At 68.5% G+C, this 14,557-nt stretch carries 9 protein-coding genes and 1 other RNA gene; 2 read left to right on the top strand and 8 right to left on the bottom strand.

From position 1 onward, the window contains the following. Positions 1 to 5 precede the first annotated feature (5 nt). Entirely contained in the window at positions 6 to 6,191 is a 6,186-nt protein-coding gene (locus tag CP978_RS13910) for an RHS repeat-associated core domain-containing protein (protein ID WP_079162517.1), read from the bottom strand. 319 nt (positions 6,192 to 6,510) lie between these two features. Between CP978_RS13910 and CP978_RS13905 the strand changes: the two genes are divergently transcribed. After that, positions 6,511 to 7,650 carry a sensor histidine kinase gene (locus CP978_RS13905; RefSeq protein ID WP_043440682.1) on the top strand — a complete coding sequence of 380 codons (1,140 nt, stop codon included), beginning with the start codon at positions 6,511 to 6,513 and terminating at the stop codon, positions 7,648 to 7,650. Positions 7,651 to 7,763: 113 nt separating this feature from the next. On the opposite strand, the gene ssrA is transcribed toward CP978_RS13905, so the two are convergent. The 5 genes from ssrA to ftsE form a co-directional block, all read right to left on the bottom strand. After that, positions 7,764 to 8,163: a transfer-messenger RNA gene (gene ssrA / locus CP978_RS13900) on the bottom strand. 140 nt (positions 8,164 to 8,303) lie between these two features. Continuing rightward, positions 8,304 to 8,783, bottom strand: a complete 480-nt coding sequence (smpB, locus tag CP978_RS13895; protein ID WP_043440684.1) for an SsrA-binding protein SmpB — start codon at positions 8,781 to 8,783, stop codon at positions 8,304 to 8,306. A 67-nt stretch (positions 8,784 to 8,850) separates the two neighbouring features. After that, positions 8,851 to 10,014: a S41 family peptidase gene (locus tag CP978_RS13890; protein ID WP_079162130.1), complete on the bottom strand. Its 1,164-nt coding sequence runs from the start codon at positions 10,012 to 10,014 to the stop codon at positions 8,851 to 8,853. Positions 10,015 to 10,081: 67 nt separating this feature from the next. After that, positions 10,082 to 11,002 carry a permease-like cell division protein FtsX gene (ftsX, locus tag CP978_RS13885; RefSeq protein ID WP_043440688.1) on the bottom strand — a complete coding sequence of 307 codons (921 nt, stop codon included), beginning with the start codon at positions 11,000 to 11,002 and terminating at the stop codon, positions 10,082 to 10,084. A gap of 28 nt (positions 11,003 to 11,030) precedes the next feature. Next, the gene (gene ftsE / locus CP978_RS13880) at positions 11,031 to 11,720 is read right to left on the bottom strand and encodes a cell division ATP-binding protein FtsE (RefSeq protein ID WP_043440691.1); all 690 of its coding nucleotides are present in this window, start codon (positions 11,718 to 11,720) and stop codon (positions 11,031 to 11,033) included. A gap of 300 nt (positions 11,721 to 12,020) precedes the next feature. On the opposite strand from ftsE, the gene CP978_RS13875 reads away from it, so the two are divergent. After that, complete coding sequence (locus CP978_RS13875) at positions 12,021 to 12,212, top strand: hypothetical protein (RefSeq protein ID WP_043440693.1); 192 nt, start codon at positions 12,021 to 12,023, stop codon at positions 12,210 to 12,212. A gap of 124 nt (positions 12,213 to 12,336) precedes the next feature. Here CP978_RS13875 and CP978_RS13870 read toward each other — a convergent pair whose 3' ends face one another. Together CP978_RS13870 and prfB are read right to left on the bottom strand one after the other, a co-directional pair. After that, positions 12,337 to 13,077 carry a hypothetical protein gene (locus CP978_RS13870; RefSeq protein WP_043440696.1) on the bottom strand — a complete coding sequence of 247 codons (741 nt, stop codon included), beginning with the start codon at positions 13,075 to 13,077 and terminating at the stop codon, positions 12,337 to 12,339. Between the two features lie 326 nt (positions 13,078 to 13,403). Next, positions 13,404 to 14,510: a peptide chain release factor 2 gene (prfB, locus tag CP978_RS13865; protein ID WP_043440699.1), complete on the bottom strand. Its 1,107-nt coding sequence runs from the start codon at positions 14,508 to 14,510 to the stop codon at positions 13,404 to 13,406. Positions 14,511 to 14,557: the final 47 nt, after the last annotated feature.

Genomic DNA, 14,557 nt, shown 5'->3' with positions numbered 1-14,557 from the left:
GGGCATTACTTCTTCATGGCCTTCTGGAACTTGTCCCACGCCTTGATGGAGGCGCGGTCACCGTAGCCCCGGAAGATCTTGCCTCCGATTTTCAAGAGAAGCTTTCCTGCCGCTCCTGCAAACCCACCGATCCCGAGGCCCAAGAGGGCTGCCTTCATGGCGCCTTTGGTGGTGTATCCGTGGCCGTCGCGGTGGGTGTACCAGTATTCAGCGAAGCCTCCAGCGCCGCCGGTGACGGCACCGCAGATGACTGGATTCAGCGTGAACCCGGCGCAGATCGTACCGGCGATCGTGGAGACGCCTCCGGTGAACACGGTGCACCAGAAGCCACAAGAACGTGGCTTCTTCTGCTTCTTGTTGCCGTCGAGATCGTAGGCGTTGACCGGGTCGGCCGGGTAGACGTACGGGTTCGCGTTGCCGCCGTACACCGGGTCCGGACTCAGGAAGCGGCCCGTCGCGGGGTTGTACAGGCGGGAGCCCATCAGGGTCAGGCCCGCCACGGTCTCGGCGGAACGCTGCTTGGCGCCCAGCCAGTTGTACCGGGCCGCCTCCTGACCGACGCGGGCATTGCCGAACTCGTCATTGTCCAGCGCCACCGGGGATTGTTCGCTGTCCAGCGGGAGCTGGAGGGCGACATCACCGTGCACGTTGGCCAACTGGAGGACGGTTTCACCCGTCTTGCTCGTGGTGGCGAGGAAATCGCCACCGAAGGACGTGACATTGCGAGTAAGCGCGCCGGTGCCGGTGTCCTCCACGATCCAGCGAGGGCTGTCGCCGTCACCGTCGTAGTGGTTGAGCTTGGACCCGGTCTGGGTCCAGGTGCTGCCACTGCCGCTCTCGGTCCTCCAGGAGCGGAAACGCATGGCGGAGTCGAGCTGCCACGTCTGCCGCTGGGTACCGGAGGTGAGCTGGTAGGCCCGGTCGTTGGCGTAGTAGCCGACCGTGCTGCCCGGCAGTGCCGTAGTGCGGCCGAAGGCGTCGTACGTGTAGCCGCTGTCCACGATCCGATCGCCGCTGTCGTACGCGCTCATCGTGGCGGTGCCACCCGTGGTCGGACAGTCGGCGCCGAGGACCGCAGTAGCGCTGGTGACCGAAGTGCGATTGGAACGCTTGTCCAGTGCGTAGGTGCGGCGGGTGCAGACGTCCGAGGCGATGTCGTCGACCGACGTCAGGCGGCCGGCCTTGTCGTACCGGTAGGTCTGGCTGGACCAGCCGGAGTGCCGGACGACCTGGTCGTGCGCGGACTTGGTCACGCTGTCCGACATGACCGTGGCACCGTCACTGTTCCGCGTGTACACGCGGCTGGTGATCGCGCCGGCCGGGTCGACCTCCTGGGCGAGCGTGTAACCGCCGGGCAGCCTCTGGCTGGTCATGGTGCCGTCGGCGTCGTACCCGGCGGAGAAGGTGCCCGCCACCGAGTCGGTGGTAGAGACCGGAAGTCCGCGCGGCTCCGCCGCCGTGTCGTAGGTGTACGTGACGGAGGACGGGACGGAGTCCGACACCTTGACCATGCGGTCGAGCAGGTCGTACTCGGTCCTGGTGACACCACCGTCGGCGTCCGTGTAGGAGATGAGGCGGCCAAGCTTGTCGTACGCCTTGGTGATAATGCCGCCGGTGGACGAGGTCGTACCGGCCGGGAGGCCGGTGGCCGAGTCGTACACGCTGGTGGAGTCCGGGACCGCCCGGCCCGGTCCGGTCACCGTGGTCTTCAGCCGGCGGCCGGCGTTGTCGAACGTGATGGTGGTGGTGCGGCTCGACCCGTTGGCCGTTTCGATCCGCTTGGTGTTCTGGCCGAAGAAGGCGTACTCGTAGCTGTTGTCAACCACCTGCTTGGGCTGCGAGCCGCCGCCGGTGATCTCACCCGCGGGACCCGTCCAGCACACCGCGTCGGCCCACTCCGGACGACCCTTGCACCAGCCGGTACCGGTCGCCGACCAGTAGACGGAGACACGGGTCGCCGGGTCGGAGCCGGTGGAGCCGGGCTGGCTCACGTCGGTGACGCGGCCCTGGGCGTCGTAGGCCGTGGAGGTGACGAGGTTGAGGCCGCCCGAGTCCGTGATGGTCATCTTCGGCAGGCCCTTGGCCCAGTCGAACAGCGTCTCGTTGACGTGCTTCTCACCCATGTTCGAGTCGTAACCGCGGACCCGGACACCTCTGACGGTGAGTGTGAGCTGGTCCTTGACGACGGCGCTGCCGTCGGTGGGACGGCCGGTGTCGTACTCGCTGACGACCCACTCACGACCCGGGACCGAATCGCCGCCGGTCACCAGGACGGCCGAACCGCTCTTGAGGTCCTGGGTCAGCTCGACCCAGTGCAGCGGACCGAAACTCTCCGTCTCGCGCAGACCATCGGCGCTGTAGTACGTGAGCGTGGACAGCTCCATGGCCCGCTCGGAGTTGGTGAGGGCGTTGATGCCGAGGTCGAGGAGCTTCTCGGCCGCCCCAGGCGCCGTACCCAGGGCCAGCGCCCGGTTACCGGCGGTCAGGCTGCGAACCGGGTTGCCGAAGCGATCGAATTCCTCGGTGCCGATGTGACCGCCCGGCTGCGCCGTATTGACCTCACGCCCTGAGACGCCCAGGTAGTACACGTCCGCGCGCTTGTAGTCGTCAGCGGCGAGGCCGGAGCCGGAGTTCGACGGCGGAGTGACATCACCGGGGAACATGGCCGTGGCGTCGGTCGGGGCGTCGGTCTGGCCCCAGGCCCGTACATCGGACGCGCCCATCTTGTACGGGGCGGCCGACCCGGTCAGCGGGACGTCGTAGACGAGCGTGGTGGAGTTGGTGCCTTCGGCCACGTCGGCCGTGCCACGCTTCAGGCCGGGTCGGCTCGCCTTGAGCAGCATGCCGTCGCCGGCGGTGGCGGCGTTTCCGGCCTTGCCGTAGGTAAACGTCCACGGAAGCTGGCCGGGCGGGGTCAACTGGGTGACCCGTCCTGCGGCGTCGTAGGAGTACGTCGTCTTCAGGGACGGCGTGATCTGCGGGTTCCACGCCTGCCGCAGACGGCCGGCCGTGTCGTACAGATAGTTCTGGACCGCCTTGTACGTCGCCGTGTTGGCGCCGGCCTCGGTGGACCACAGCCGGATCTCCTTGACCTGACCGCTGTAGTCACCGTCGGCGGTGGCGGTGGCGGTGGTCGAGGTCGCGTAGACGAACTCCAGTGAGCGGCAGCCGACGGTGGCCGAGGCCGCCGCACAGGTGGCGTTGGACACGGCCGAGGTCGGAGCGATGACGCGCTTCGGGCGGGCCAGGACCTTGCCGCCGACGACGACCGTCTCGGAGACGACGTTGGAAGTGCTGGAGGCCAGGCCGTTGAGCTTGGACGTGTCGACGACCCAGGTGGTCGCCGAGGCGTCCGGCTTGTTGAAGAGGGTTTCGGCGCCGTCGCTGTCGGTGAGCGCAAAACCGGTGGCGAAGGTGCCCTTGAGCGTCAAATCCTCGGAGCCCGGCTCCGGAATCCAGCCGTTCTGCGCAGCATTGGCGGTGAAGGCGATCGCCTTGCCGCCCTCCTCGACGACGGAGAGAGCCGTGGCCGAGACCTTCTCGATCTGGACATAGTCCGATGCGGCGGTATCGGCGACGGCGCTGCTGGACCACTCCTTGCCGAAGATCGGCATCTGGCCGTCGGTCTGCGCGTTAGGTTCCCGGGAGGAAGCGGTACGGCCCACAGAGAGGCCGAAGTACGAGGCGTCGCCTTCCGACAGCAGGAAGTCACCGGTCAGCAGGTTGACGGTGCCCGGGCCCACCTCCCTCGATGCCGCGCCCGACGCGTTGCGGTCGACGACCGCCGTCAGCGGTTCGGTACTGCCGACCACGCTGTTGGGTCCGGTGAAGTCGGCCTTGATCTGGATCGTGCCGTCCGGGTCGACCGTGTCGGTGGCGTTCCAGACCAGCGGGGCGTTCTTGCCGTCGGTAAGCGGGACGGGCCACGCGGTCAGCCGGTTGCCGCCCGAAGTGACGTCTCCGAGCGGGATCTTCACCCAGGGGTCCGCCTCTGAGCGCCGCCAGGAGAAGGACACCGCGTTGTACTTCGCCGCCTCGACCTCGACGGCCAACGGCAGGCGGCGGGCGGTGCGCTCGCCCTCGGACGGCTGGGCGAAGCCGCCGGAGCCGGCATGGAAGGTGTACTCGATGGGCTCGGACTTGTTGTCGGCCTTGTCGACGGCCCGTACCTGGAGGGTGTGGGTACCGTCCTTGGGCGGGGTAACCGAGATGGCCTTGTCGCCGGCGGCACCGCCGGTGGCGACCTTGGTCCAGGTCAGCCCGTCCAGGGACCATTCGAGCCAGTTGTGGTCGGCGGCAGGCGGGGCGACCGTGAAGGTGCCCGCCTTGCCGGCGCCCTTGACCCACTTGTCCGACGGGTAGTCCGTGGAGACGATCTTCGTCGGGGCGGACGGCGCCTTGGTGTCGACCGTGAAGGTCTTCCACGCCGACCAGCCGGTGTTGTAGTGCGTGCCGTCGTAGGGGCTGGTACGGAACTTGTACGTCTTGCCGTTCGCGAGCAGCCCGGCCGGGACGGTCACCGAGGCAGGCTGGCCCGATGCCACGTACTTCGACACCAGGGCGTTGCCAACCTGCGCGTTGGTGGCGGAGTCGAAGATCTGGAAGGTGCCGTTGACCTTGTCACCGTCGGGGTCGACGAAGGTGTCTCGCAGGGTCGGGGTGGTGGTGTTGACGACGTAGTCGCCGCTGTATGAGAAGTACGGCGGGCCGGCCTCCTGCTTGGTGCCGGTGCGCGGGCGGTAGTTGTAGTTGACGACCAGCTTCGGCGGGTTCGTGGCGGCGTTGGCGGAGTTGACGCGCTTCCACTGGGCCACGACCGCTTCGCTCGTGGCTTGGATGCCCATGTGGCCGCGGGTGGTTTTGGCCGAGGCCCACTCCTGCGTCAGCGCGGTCACATTGGCGTTGATCCAGCCCGCGGGCTGGGTGCTGGTGCACTTGGTGTTGCCGCGGGTCTCGTAGGAGGTGGCCTTCAGGGCCGTCATGGTCGGGCGGTTGGTCCACCGGCTGGAGGTGGAGGCGGCCGGGGAGGACCACACCTCCCACGGGACCGTCGTGCAGTCCTCGTTGGCCGAGTGGAAGTTCCACAGCGACAGCTTCGCGTCGAGGACCAGCGCGTCCTGGATGGGCGTGGTGTTCCAGGAGATGAAGGTCTGCGCGGTGCGCGGGGTGCCGTCGGCGTTCTTGGTACCGGGGTTGCCCCAGTCCAGCTCCGTGTCGGACGACTGGTCGACCGTCACACCCTGCTGCACGTAGGTGTCGAAGACGTTCGAGAGCGAGGAGGTGGAGGGGTCGATGGTGACCGGGTACTTGGTGGCCGGGTCGGCGAGGAAGGCGGCGTCCGGGGTGATCACCAGGTCGACCGAGGCGCCCTTCTGGACCACCTCCAGGCCGACCCTGGCCTTGCGGGTGTGCTCACCGGAGCGCTCGTCGACGGTGGCGTCCCACATCACCGGCGCGGGCATCACGGCCCGCTTCTTGTTCTTCTTGTCGGTGAACAGCACGCTGCCGTCGGCCAGCTGCTTCGCCTTCAGTCCCCTGGCCTTCAGCGGCAGAGTGTACGAGTAGCCGCCCGCGTCACCGGTCTCGGGACGGTGCTTGAGCTCGACGTACTGCTCGAACCCGGTGCGGGTGGCCTCCACGACCACGTCCGCGCCCGGTAAGGCGTTGGAGTACTCCGCCCGCGTACCGTCCAACTTCGGCTGCGGCAGCCCACCCTTCCACCGCAAGGTGATCTGCTGATCGCCCTCTCCCAAAGTCACCAGGTCGGTGGCCTCGACCCGCTGAGCGGCCTCCAGCGACTTCGCCGGGGTCCCGGACCTGCCGGACAGGCGCAGGCCTCCCGGGTGCGCCTTGGGTTCGACGGTCCCGTCGGCCCCCTGGACGAGATCCAGGTCGACCTCGCGCCACTCTCCCGTGGGCTCGTCCTTGAACCGGACGGGACCGGCGGAGAGTTCGGTGGTGAGCGAGCCGTCCTTGTTCACCCAGGTCGTGGAGGTCTCGGTACGCTCCGAGAGCGCCTCGGCCCTCTTGCCGGACAACCGGGCCGCGACCTTCGCCGACGGGATGTCCGCGGCGGAAACGGGGCCCTTGGCCGTTTCCTTGGTGGCCGTCTGCTGTATCTTCTCGCGCGTGAATGCCACCGCTTGGCCGGTGTTGGCGACTACCAGCGCTGTCTCCGCCGCAAGCACCATGGCGGTCAGGACCGCGATCCGGGGCAACAGCCGTCTGTGCCTCTGCAGGGCGACGGCCGAACCTTCCCACTCGCCGGTCGGGCGTGTTCTCTTCGACACGTTCAGTCATCTCTCTTTGGTATGGACATGACGCAGACGCGATCAAAGCAGGGGCACCACGGCCGAAGAAGTGAAAAGTTCACAAGATGCGAAGATCCTGTGAAGCCGCTCACGTGTGCACCTCAAAGGCCCCTTTGAGGGGGACTGGCGGGGTCACGATCACCTCTCCTGGACCGGTCCATAATCGATCGTTAATGATCGAAAACGGAGCGGGGCGAGGATGCAGAGCAGAGCAGCGAAGGGCGTGACGGCCCCGCCGGGGGCGCGGGTCGCGTTAGGCGCACTGGCCGTGGTGGTGATCGGATCACTGGGGCTGGTCGCGCTGGATGTCGCCGCCTCGCCGTTCCACAGGCGCACGGTCACCGCCGGTCTGACCGTGCTGGTGCTGACGCCGGCCGTGCTGCTCGGCCAGTACGCGCCCCCGCCCTACCGGCTGCCGTACCGCTGGAGGTGGGGACTGCTGCTGGTGCAGGCCCTGCTCACCTATGTGCCGTTGGTGGTCTTCCAGCACCGATGGCTCACTCTGCTGGGCTTCCTCGCCGGCGCCGTGATGCTCACCCTGCCGCCCGCCAACTCCGTTCCGGTCGCCCTGGCCGTCGTCGCCAGCGGGCCGCTGCTCATCCGTACGGGCGTGGTCGAGAGCAGCCGCGGTTCACTGGTCGCGCTGCTCAGCGCGGCGATCACGGCGAGCACGGTCTTCGCGGTCACCCATCTCGCCCTGCTCTGCTCGCGGTTGTACGGCAGCAAGGAGCAGACGGCCCGGCTCGCCGAGCAGCGTGCCCAGGCGCGTATGCGGCAGGACCTGCACGATCTGGTGGGGTCGTCGCTGGTGGCCATCGCGATGCGAGCGGAGAACGCGCTGCGCGCGGACGCCTCCGCCGAGTCCGCCGGGGCGGCGCTGACCGAGGTAGTCGAGCTGGCCCGGCGGACGCAGGAGGACGTACGGCTGATCAGCGGCGCCGGGGCGACCCGCTCGCTGGCCGACGAGTTCGCCCGGGCGCAGCGGCTGCTGACCACCTCGGGGATAGGGGTGCGCGCCTCGCTGCCGCCGCGCCTCGAACTGGACGACGCGGTGACGGGGTGCCTGCGGTCGGTGCTCCATGAGGCGGTGGGCAACCTGCTGGAGCACAGCCGTGCCACGTTCTGCGAGATCGAACTGCGCGCCGACGAGGACGGCGTCCGGCTGATCGTCAGGAACGACGGTGTCGCCGCCGGCGCGGCGCCGGCCTCCGCCCCGGCGGCCGGGCGTGGCACGGGTCTCGCCGGGCTCAGGGGCCGGGTCGTCGCGCTCGGCGGGACGCTGCACTCCGGTCCGGAGGGCCGGGAGTTCCGGGTCGCGGCGGTGCTGCCGCTGGGGTGACGGCGCGGCCCGGCAATCGCGGCCGGGGGCGTATCCGGGCAAGCCGAAGGCCCCGTCGCTTGTGAGCGGCGGGGCCTTCGGCCACATGGGAAGGAGGTCCGGGGACCTCCCGATTGTGGAGATGGCGGGAATCGAACCCGCGTCCACCGGTGCGGAACCAGGGCTTCTCCGTGTGCAGTCCGCTTCGCTTTTCTCGGCCCCGGAGATCACGCGGACAAGTCTCCGACGGGCTCAGTCACTGTTAGATTTCCCTCTTCACCCCGTGACCGGGATCAAGGTTTAGTCCCCTAGCTGATGCCAGGATCCGGGTCGGGAACAGCCCCGGGCTGACACTCCCTTAGTAGGAGGCTCGCTCTGCTACCTGAGATCAGGCAGCGAGGGCGAAGGCCTGCTGGGAGGAATCGCGCTTGGTATTGGCGATTATTTTTTTCGGCCTGTGGTTTACGAGATCATGGCCGCTTCCTCGACACGCTTCCCCTGCTTCGACAACCGCTGTCGAAACCGATCATCCCCATGTTGATTTTTCAATGCGCGGCCCTTCGGGAAGGACCCGCACCCTCTGTCGGGTGCGCTGCCATCGTACGTGAGCAACGCGGGTGAGTGCCAGCGTATTCCCCCGGGCGGAGGGCCCAGGCACGCTGCTTACGGCGGCCCTAGGCGCGCTGCTTGCGGCGGGCCGCCGAGACCGCCCGGTCCGTCTCGCGGCGGTCCTGCTTCTCGCGGAGCGTCTGCCGCTTGTCGTACTCCTTCTTGCCCTTCGCCAGCGCGATCTCGACCTTGGCGCGGCCGTCCTTGAAGTACAGGGCGAGGGGCACGATCGTGTGACCCGTCTCCTGAGACTTGGACTCCAGCTTGTCGATCTCGTCCCGGTGCAGCAGCAGCTTCCGCTTGCGGCGGGCGCTGTGGTTGGTCCAGGTGCCCTGGCTGTACTCGGGCACATGCACGTTGTGCAGCCAGGCCTCGTGCCCGTCCAGCTGCACAAACCCGTCGACCAGCGAGGCCCGCCCCTGGCGCAGTGACTTCACCTCGGTACCCATGAGCACGAGACCGGCCTCGTAGGTGTCGAGGATGTGGTAGTCGTGCCGCGCCTTCTTGTTCTGCGCGATCAGCTTGCGCCCTTTTTCCTTAGCCATAGTGCGGCCCATTTTCGCACTACGGAGGGCGTCCACGGGAAACGGATTACCGAGGGTGCGCCCACCGTCACGAGGCGTCGCCCAGGCCGCCGAGCACCGTCTCGGCCCGCTCCAGCGCCTGGCGGTCGGCCTCCAGGTCGGGGGTGATGCCATGCCCGTCGACGCTCCGGCCCGAGGGGGTGCGGTAGTGCCCGACGGTCAGCTCCGCGACGGAGCCGTCGGGCAGTCGGCTCGGCATCTGGACCGAGCCCTTGCCGAAGGTGCGGGTGCCCACCACGACGGCCCGGCCGCGGTCCTGGAGGGCCCCGGTGAGCAGTTCGGCCGCGCTCATCGTGCCGCCGTCGACGAGCACCACCATCGGTCGGGTGGTGTCGCCGTCCGCCCCTGCGTGCAGGGCGCGCTGCCGGCCCTTGACGTCGTAGGTCGCCACCAGCCCGCCGTCCAGGAAGGCGCCCGCGGCGGTGACGGCCTCGGCGACCAGACCGCCGGAGTTGCCGCGCAGGTCGAGGACGATCCCGTCGCCCCGGGGCGCACGGTCGGCGGCCCTGCGGACGAGGGCGCCCGCCCCCTTGGTGAAGGCGGCGACCCTGATCACGGTGACACCGACGCCGAGCCGCCGCGCCGTCACCGGGTCCGTGGAGAGCCGGGCCCGGCGCACCACCGCGTCCCAGGTGCGCGTGGCGCGCTGGAGACCGAGCCGGACCCGGGTGCCGGCGGGCGCGTCGTCGGGGTCGCCGCGCAGCAGGGAGACGACCTCGGTGACGGGCCTGCCGTCGACGTCCACGCCGTCCACGCTGCGCAGCCGGTCGCCGGTGCGGATCCCGGCGGTGGCCGCGGGCGAACCGGGCTGCACCCGGCTCACCTCGATCCGGCCGTCGCGCTCGCGCCGGGCCGACAGACCGACCCCGGTGTACCGGCCGTCGAGGGCCTCCTCGAACTCCTGGTACTCGGCCCGGGAGTACACGGCCCCCCAGCGGTCCCCGCTGCGGCTGACCGCCCGCTCGGCGGCCTCCACGGGGGAGGTGCCGGCGGCCATCGCCCTGGCGGCCGCCTCGGTGACGTCGTCGTCGCGTCCGGCCCGGTCCGCCGGGCCCGCCGCGGGGGAGGTCCCCGTGGGCTCCTCGAACGATCCGGTCGCGGCGCCCGCGACGAGGACGCTCGCGAAGACCAATGTCAGAGCCACCCCGTGGCGGATGCGACGGGGCTGACAGAACAGGTCATGGCCTGACATGCGGGTGAGTCTAGGACAACGCAAAGGGGCGCACGGGCAGTTGCCCGCGCGCCCCCATTGAGGTGCGTCACACCTTCAGATACTTGCGCAGCGCGAAGAAGGCGGCCAGCGCCGGCATCAGCAGGCTGGTGGCCAGTATCAGCGGCAGCTTGGTCAACACGGCGTCCCAGCCGATGAAGTTGATCAGGTTGAGCTTGTGGGACAGATCGAGGCCGTGGTCGATGAGGAAGTACCGGCCGATCAGCAGGAATCCACAGGCGACCGTGCCGCCGATGAGCCCCGCGACGGCGGCCTCCATGATGAACGGCGCCTGGATGTAGAAGCCGGAGGCGCCGACCAGACGCATGATGCCGGTCTCCCGGCGGCGGCTGAACGCCGAGACGCGCACGGTGTTGACGATCAGCATCAGCGCGACGACCAGCATCATCGCCATGACCGCGCGGGCGGCCCAGTTCATGCCGTTGAGCAGTCCGAAGAGGTTGTCGAGGATGTTCTTCTGGTCCTGCACCGACTGGACGCCGTCACGGCCGTTGAAGGCACTCGCGATGATCTTGTACTGCTCGGGCTTCTTCAGCTTGATGCGGTACGACTCCTGCATCTGGTCCGGCGTGAGCGAACTGGCCAGCGGGGAGTCGCCGAACTGCTCCTTGTAGTGCTTGTAGGCCTCGTCCTGCGTCTCGGGGGTGACCTTCTCGACGACCGTGGTCATCTTGTTCAGGTCGTCGAGGATCTGCTTCTTCTGCTCCGCGGTGACCGCGCCCTTGGCGCAGTTGGAGTCGGAGGTCGCGTCGCTCTTGTTGCAGAAGAAGATCGAGACGTTGACCTTGTCGTACCAGTAGCCCTTCATCTGGTTCACCTGGTCGCTCATCAGGAGCGAACCACCGAACAGGGCGAGGGACAGGGCGACCGAGACGACCACCGCGAAGGTCATCGTCAGATTGCGGCGGAGACCGACACCGATCTCGGACAGTACGAACTGGGCGCGCATGGCGTCTGCTCAAGCCTTTCCGTGGAACTCAGTGCTGGTAGCCGTAGACGCCGCGCGCCTGGTCGCGGACGAGGAGGCCCTTCTCCAGCTCGATGACGCGTTTGCGCATCTGGTCCACGATGTTCTGGTCGTGGGTCGCCATCACCACGGTCGTGCCCGTCCGGTTGATCCGGTCGAGCAGTTTCATGATGCCGACGGAGGTCTGCGGGTCGAGGTTGCCGGTGGGCTCGTCGGCGATCAGCAGCTTGGGCCGGTTGACGAACGCCCGCGCGATGGCGACGCGCTGCTGCTCACCACCGGACAGCTCGCCGGGCCTGCGGTCCTCCTTGCCGCTGAGCCCGACCAGATCGAGCACCTGGGGCACGGACTTGCGGATCTCACCACGCGTCTTGCCGATGACCTCCTGTGCGAAGGCCACGTTCTCGCCGACCGTCTTGTTGGGCAGGAGCCGGAAGTCCTGGAAGACCGTCCCCAGCTGGCGGCGCATGTGCGGCACCTTCCAGTTGGAGAGGCGGGCGAGGTCCTTGCCCAGCACATGCACCTGGCCGTGGCTGGCGCGCTCCTCGCGCAGGATCAGCCTCAGAAAGGTGGACTTACCGGAGCCGGAGGACCCCACCAGGAAGACAAACTCACCCTTCTCCACTTCGAGGGAGACATCCCTGAGTGCGGGGTGGGCCTGTTTGGGGTAGACCTTGGACACGTTGTCGAATCGGATCACGGATACACCACGGGCCGTCGGGGGTAGGTGACCGTGACCTTACGCGACTCGGGTGTGGGTGCGCAGTCGCCGATCGGGGTTTGCGCGGGAGTCATGTGGTTTGTCCGCGCGCCATGAAGGTTCCGTGCGTTCCGCGAACGATTTCGGGCGGTGACGGTGCACCGGTGCGGCACGGGCCCGGTGCCCGGCCGGGCGGGGAGGCCGCGCCGAAATCGACGGAACCTGGCACAGTGGGGTGGGGAACGGTTGCGTTCCCGGAGACGTTGTGTACGTGAGAGCGGCACAAGGAGGGCGAGGCGCATGACGTACGACCGATTGGTGTGCGCGAACTGCGCTGCGCCCGTCAATGAGGGTCGTTGCCCGGTCTGCCGCGCCAGCCGGGAGCGGCTCCAGCAGGAGAGCCCCTGGTCGGGGCTGAATCCGACGGCGCTGATCGTGCTCCTGGCCATATTGATCGCGGCGCTTGCGGTGGTGGCGCACCAGACGGTGTGACAGATGTGACAGGACAGAAAGAGGCCCGGGGCAGGTGCCCCGGGCCTTTCTCATGCGCCGCCCGCGGCCGCGGAGGTGTGGATCACCTCCGCGGGCACGGGGTCACGCCCGTCACGACCGCCGCTCAGGCAGCGGCGCCGCCACGGCCCTCCATGAGGCGGGGCAGCATACGGAAGCCGAAACCGCCGGCGATCATCGTGGCGGCACCGATCAGCAGGAAGGCGGTCTGGCCGGCACCCGTCTCGGCCAGCTCCTTGCCGTTCCCCTGAGCGGTGGTGCCGCTGCTGGAGCCGGTGTCGGTCAGGACCGAGGAGCCCTTGTCCTGCTGGACCGGGTGGTTGCCGCCGTCGGGGATGCTGCCCCCGCCGCCCGAGTTGCCGCCACCGTTCGAGCCGCTGCCGCCGGTACCGCCACCGTTGCCCGAGCCACCGTTGTCGCCCGAACCGCCGTTGCCGCCCGAGCCACCGTTGCCGCCGGAGCCGCCGTTGCCGCCCGGGGTGCCCGAGCCGTCGCCCGGGGTTCCGGAGCCGTCGCCCGGGGTACCCGAACCGTCGCCCGGAGTGCCGGAGCCGTCACCCGGGGTACCCGAACCGTCGCCCGGGGTGCCGGAGCCGTCACCCGGGTCGCCCGAACCGTCACCCGGGTCGCCCGGCTCACCGGAGCTGTCGCCCGGGTCGGTCGGGTCGGTGCAGGCGACGATGTCACAGTCGTCGCCCCCGTCACCCGGGTCGTCGGCGGTGGTCAGAGTGGCCGACACATTGAGGTCGAGAGCCGAAGCGGCACCCGCGGCGGTCAGCGAAGCACCGGCGGCGATCATCGCGCCGGCGGCTATGCGCGCCACACGGACCCGCGTCTTTTTTGTCATCTGCCTGCTACCCCCAGTAGCCGATCGTCAATGGAGCAGCGCACGGGGCCGCGGCATCGGGGACGGCTGTGATCGAGCCCCCCGGTTCACATGCACCCCGTAGATACGCATGCCGCGCATCACCCTTCCGACTTTTCACAGCAACGTCAAGGACGTTGCGCGCGGAATGCGGCCTCTGCGGTCCTTTGCGAAAGAGGGAAGGCTGTGAGTGTGATGTAAAACCCGGACATCGGGCAAAAGAGAAGGCAACTACCCTTAGGGAAAGGGCAGTTGCCTTGTCGACAAAGCGTTGTCCCGCGACGGCGGTCTCGCCGTTCGCGTCGGGACTACTTCTCCTGCTGCTTGCGCCAGCGGATGCCGGCCTCGATGAACCCGTCGATCTCACCGCTGAACACGGCCTCGGGGTTGCCGACTTCGTGCTCGGTCCGCAGATCCTTGACCATCTGGTACGGGTGCAGGACGTACGAACGCATCTGGTTGCCCCAGGAGTTGCCGCCGTCCCCCTTGAGGGCGTCCATCTTGGCCTGCTCCTCCTGCCGGCGCCGCTCGAGGAGCTTGGCCTGCAGCACGTTCATCGCGGTGGCCCGGTTCTGGATCTGGGACCGCTCGTTCTGACAGGTGACGACGATGCCGGTGGGGAGGTGGGTGATACGCACCGCGGAGTCGGTCGTGTTGACGCCCTGGCCGCCGGGTCCGGAGGAGCGGAAGACATCGACGCGAAGGTCCGACTCGTCGATCTCCACATGGTCGGACTGCTCGACGACGGGAAGCACCTCCACACCCGCGAAGGAGGTCTGGCGCCGGCCCTGGTTGTCGAAGGGCGAGATACGGACCAGCCGGTGCGTCCCCTGCTCGACGGAGAGGGTGCCGTAGGCGTAGGGCGCCTGGACGGCGAAGGTGGTGGACTTGATGCCGGCCTCTTCGGCGTACGAGGTCTCGTAGATCTCGGTCTTGTAGCCGTGCTGCTCGGCCCAGCGCAGATACATGCGCTGGAGCTTCTCGGCGAAGTCGGCGGCGTCGACGCCACCGGCCTCGGCGCGGATGTTGACGAGCGCCTCACGGGCGTCGTACTCGCCGGACAGCAGGGTGCGGACCTCCATCTCGTCCAGCGCCTTCCTGACCTCGGCGAGTTCGGCCTCGGCCTCGGCGAGGGTGTCCGGGTCGTCCTCGGCCTCGGCGAGCTCGAAGAGCACATCGAGGTCGTCGATCCGGCCGCGCAGGGCCTCGGCCTTCCGCACCTCGGACTGGAGGTGGGAGAGCTTGCTGGTGATCTTCTGCGCCTCGTCCGGGTTGTCCCACAGGGACGGCGCGGCCGCCTGCTCCTCGAGCACGGCGATGTCTGCCCTCATCTTGTCGAGGTCCAGAACGGCCTCGATCGACTCCATGGTCGAGGAGAGGGACTTGAGCTCTTCGGATACATCGACGACTGCCACGCATCCAGCGTAACGGCTCCGCCGGGCGGCGATCGCAGGGTGACCGT

It is taken from the genome of Streptomyces nodosus, from assembly GCF_008704995.1.
GTDB lineage: Bacteria > Actinomycetota > Actinomycetes > Streptomycetales > Streptomycetaceae > Streptomyces > Streptomyces nodosus.
This window is presented reverse-complemented; position numbering and strand designations above follow the sequence as displayed.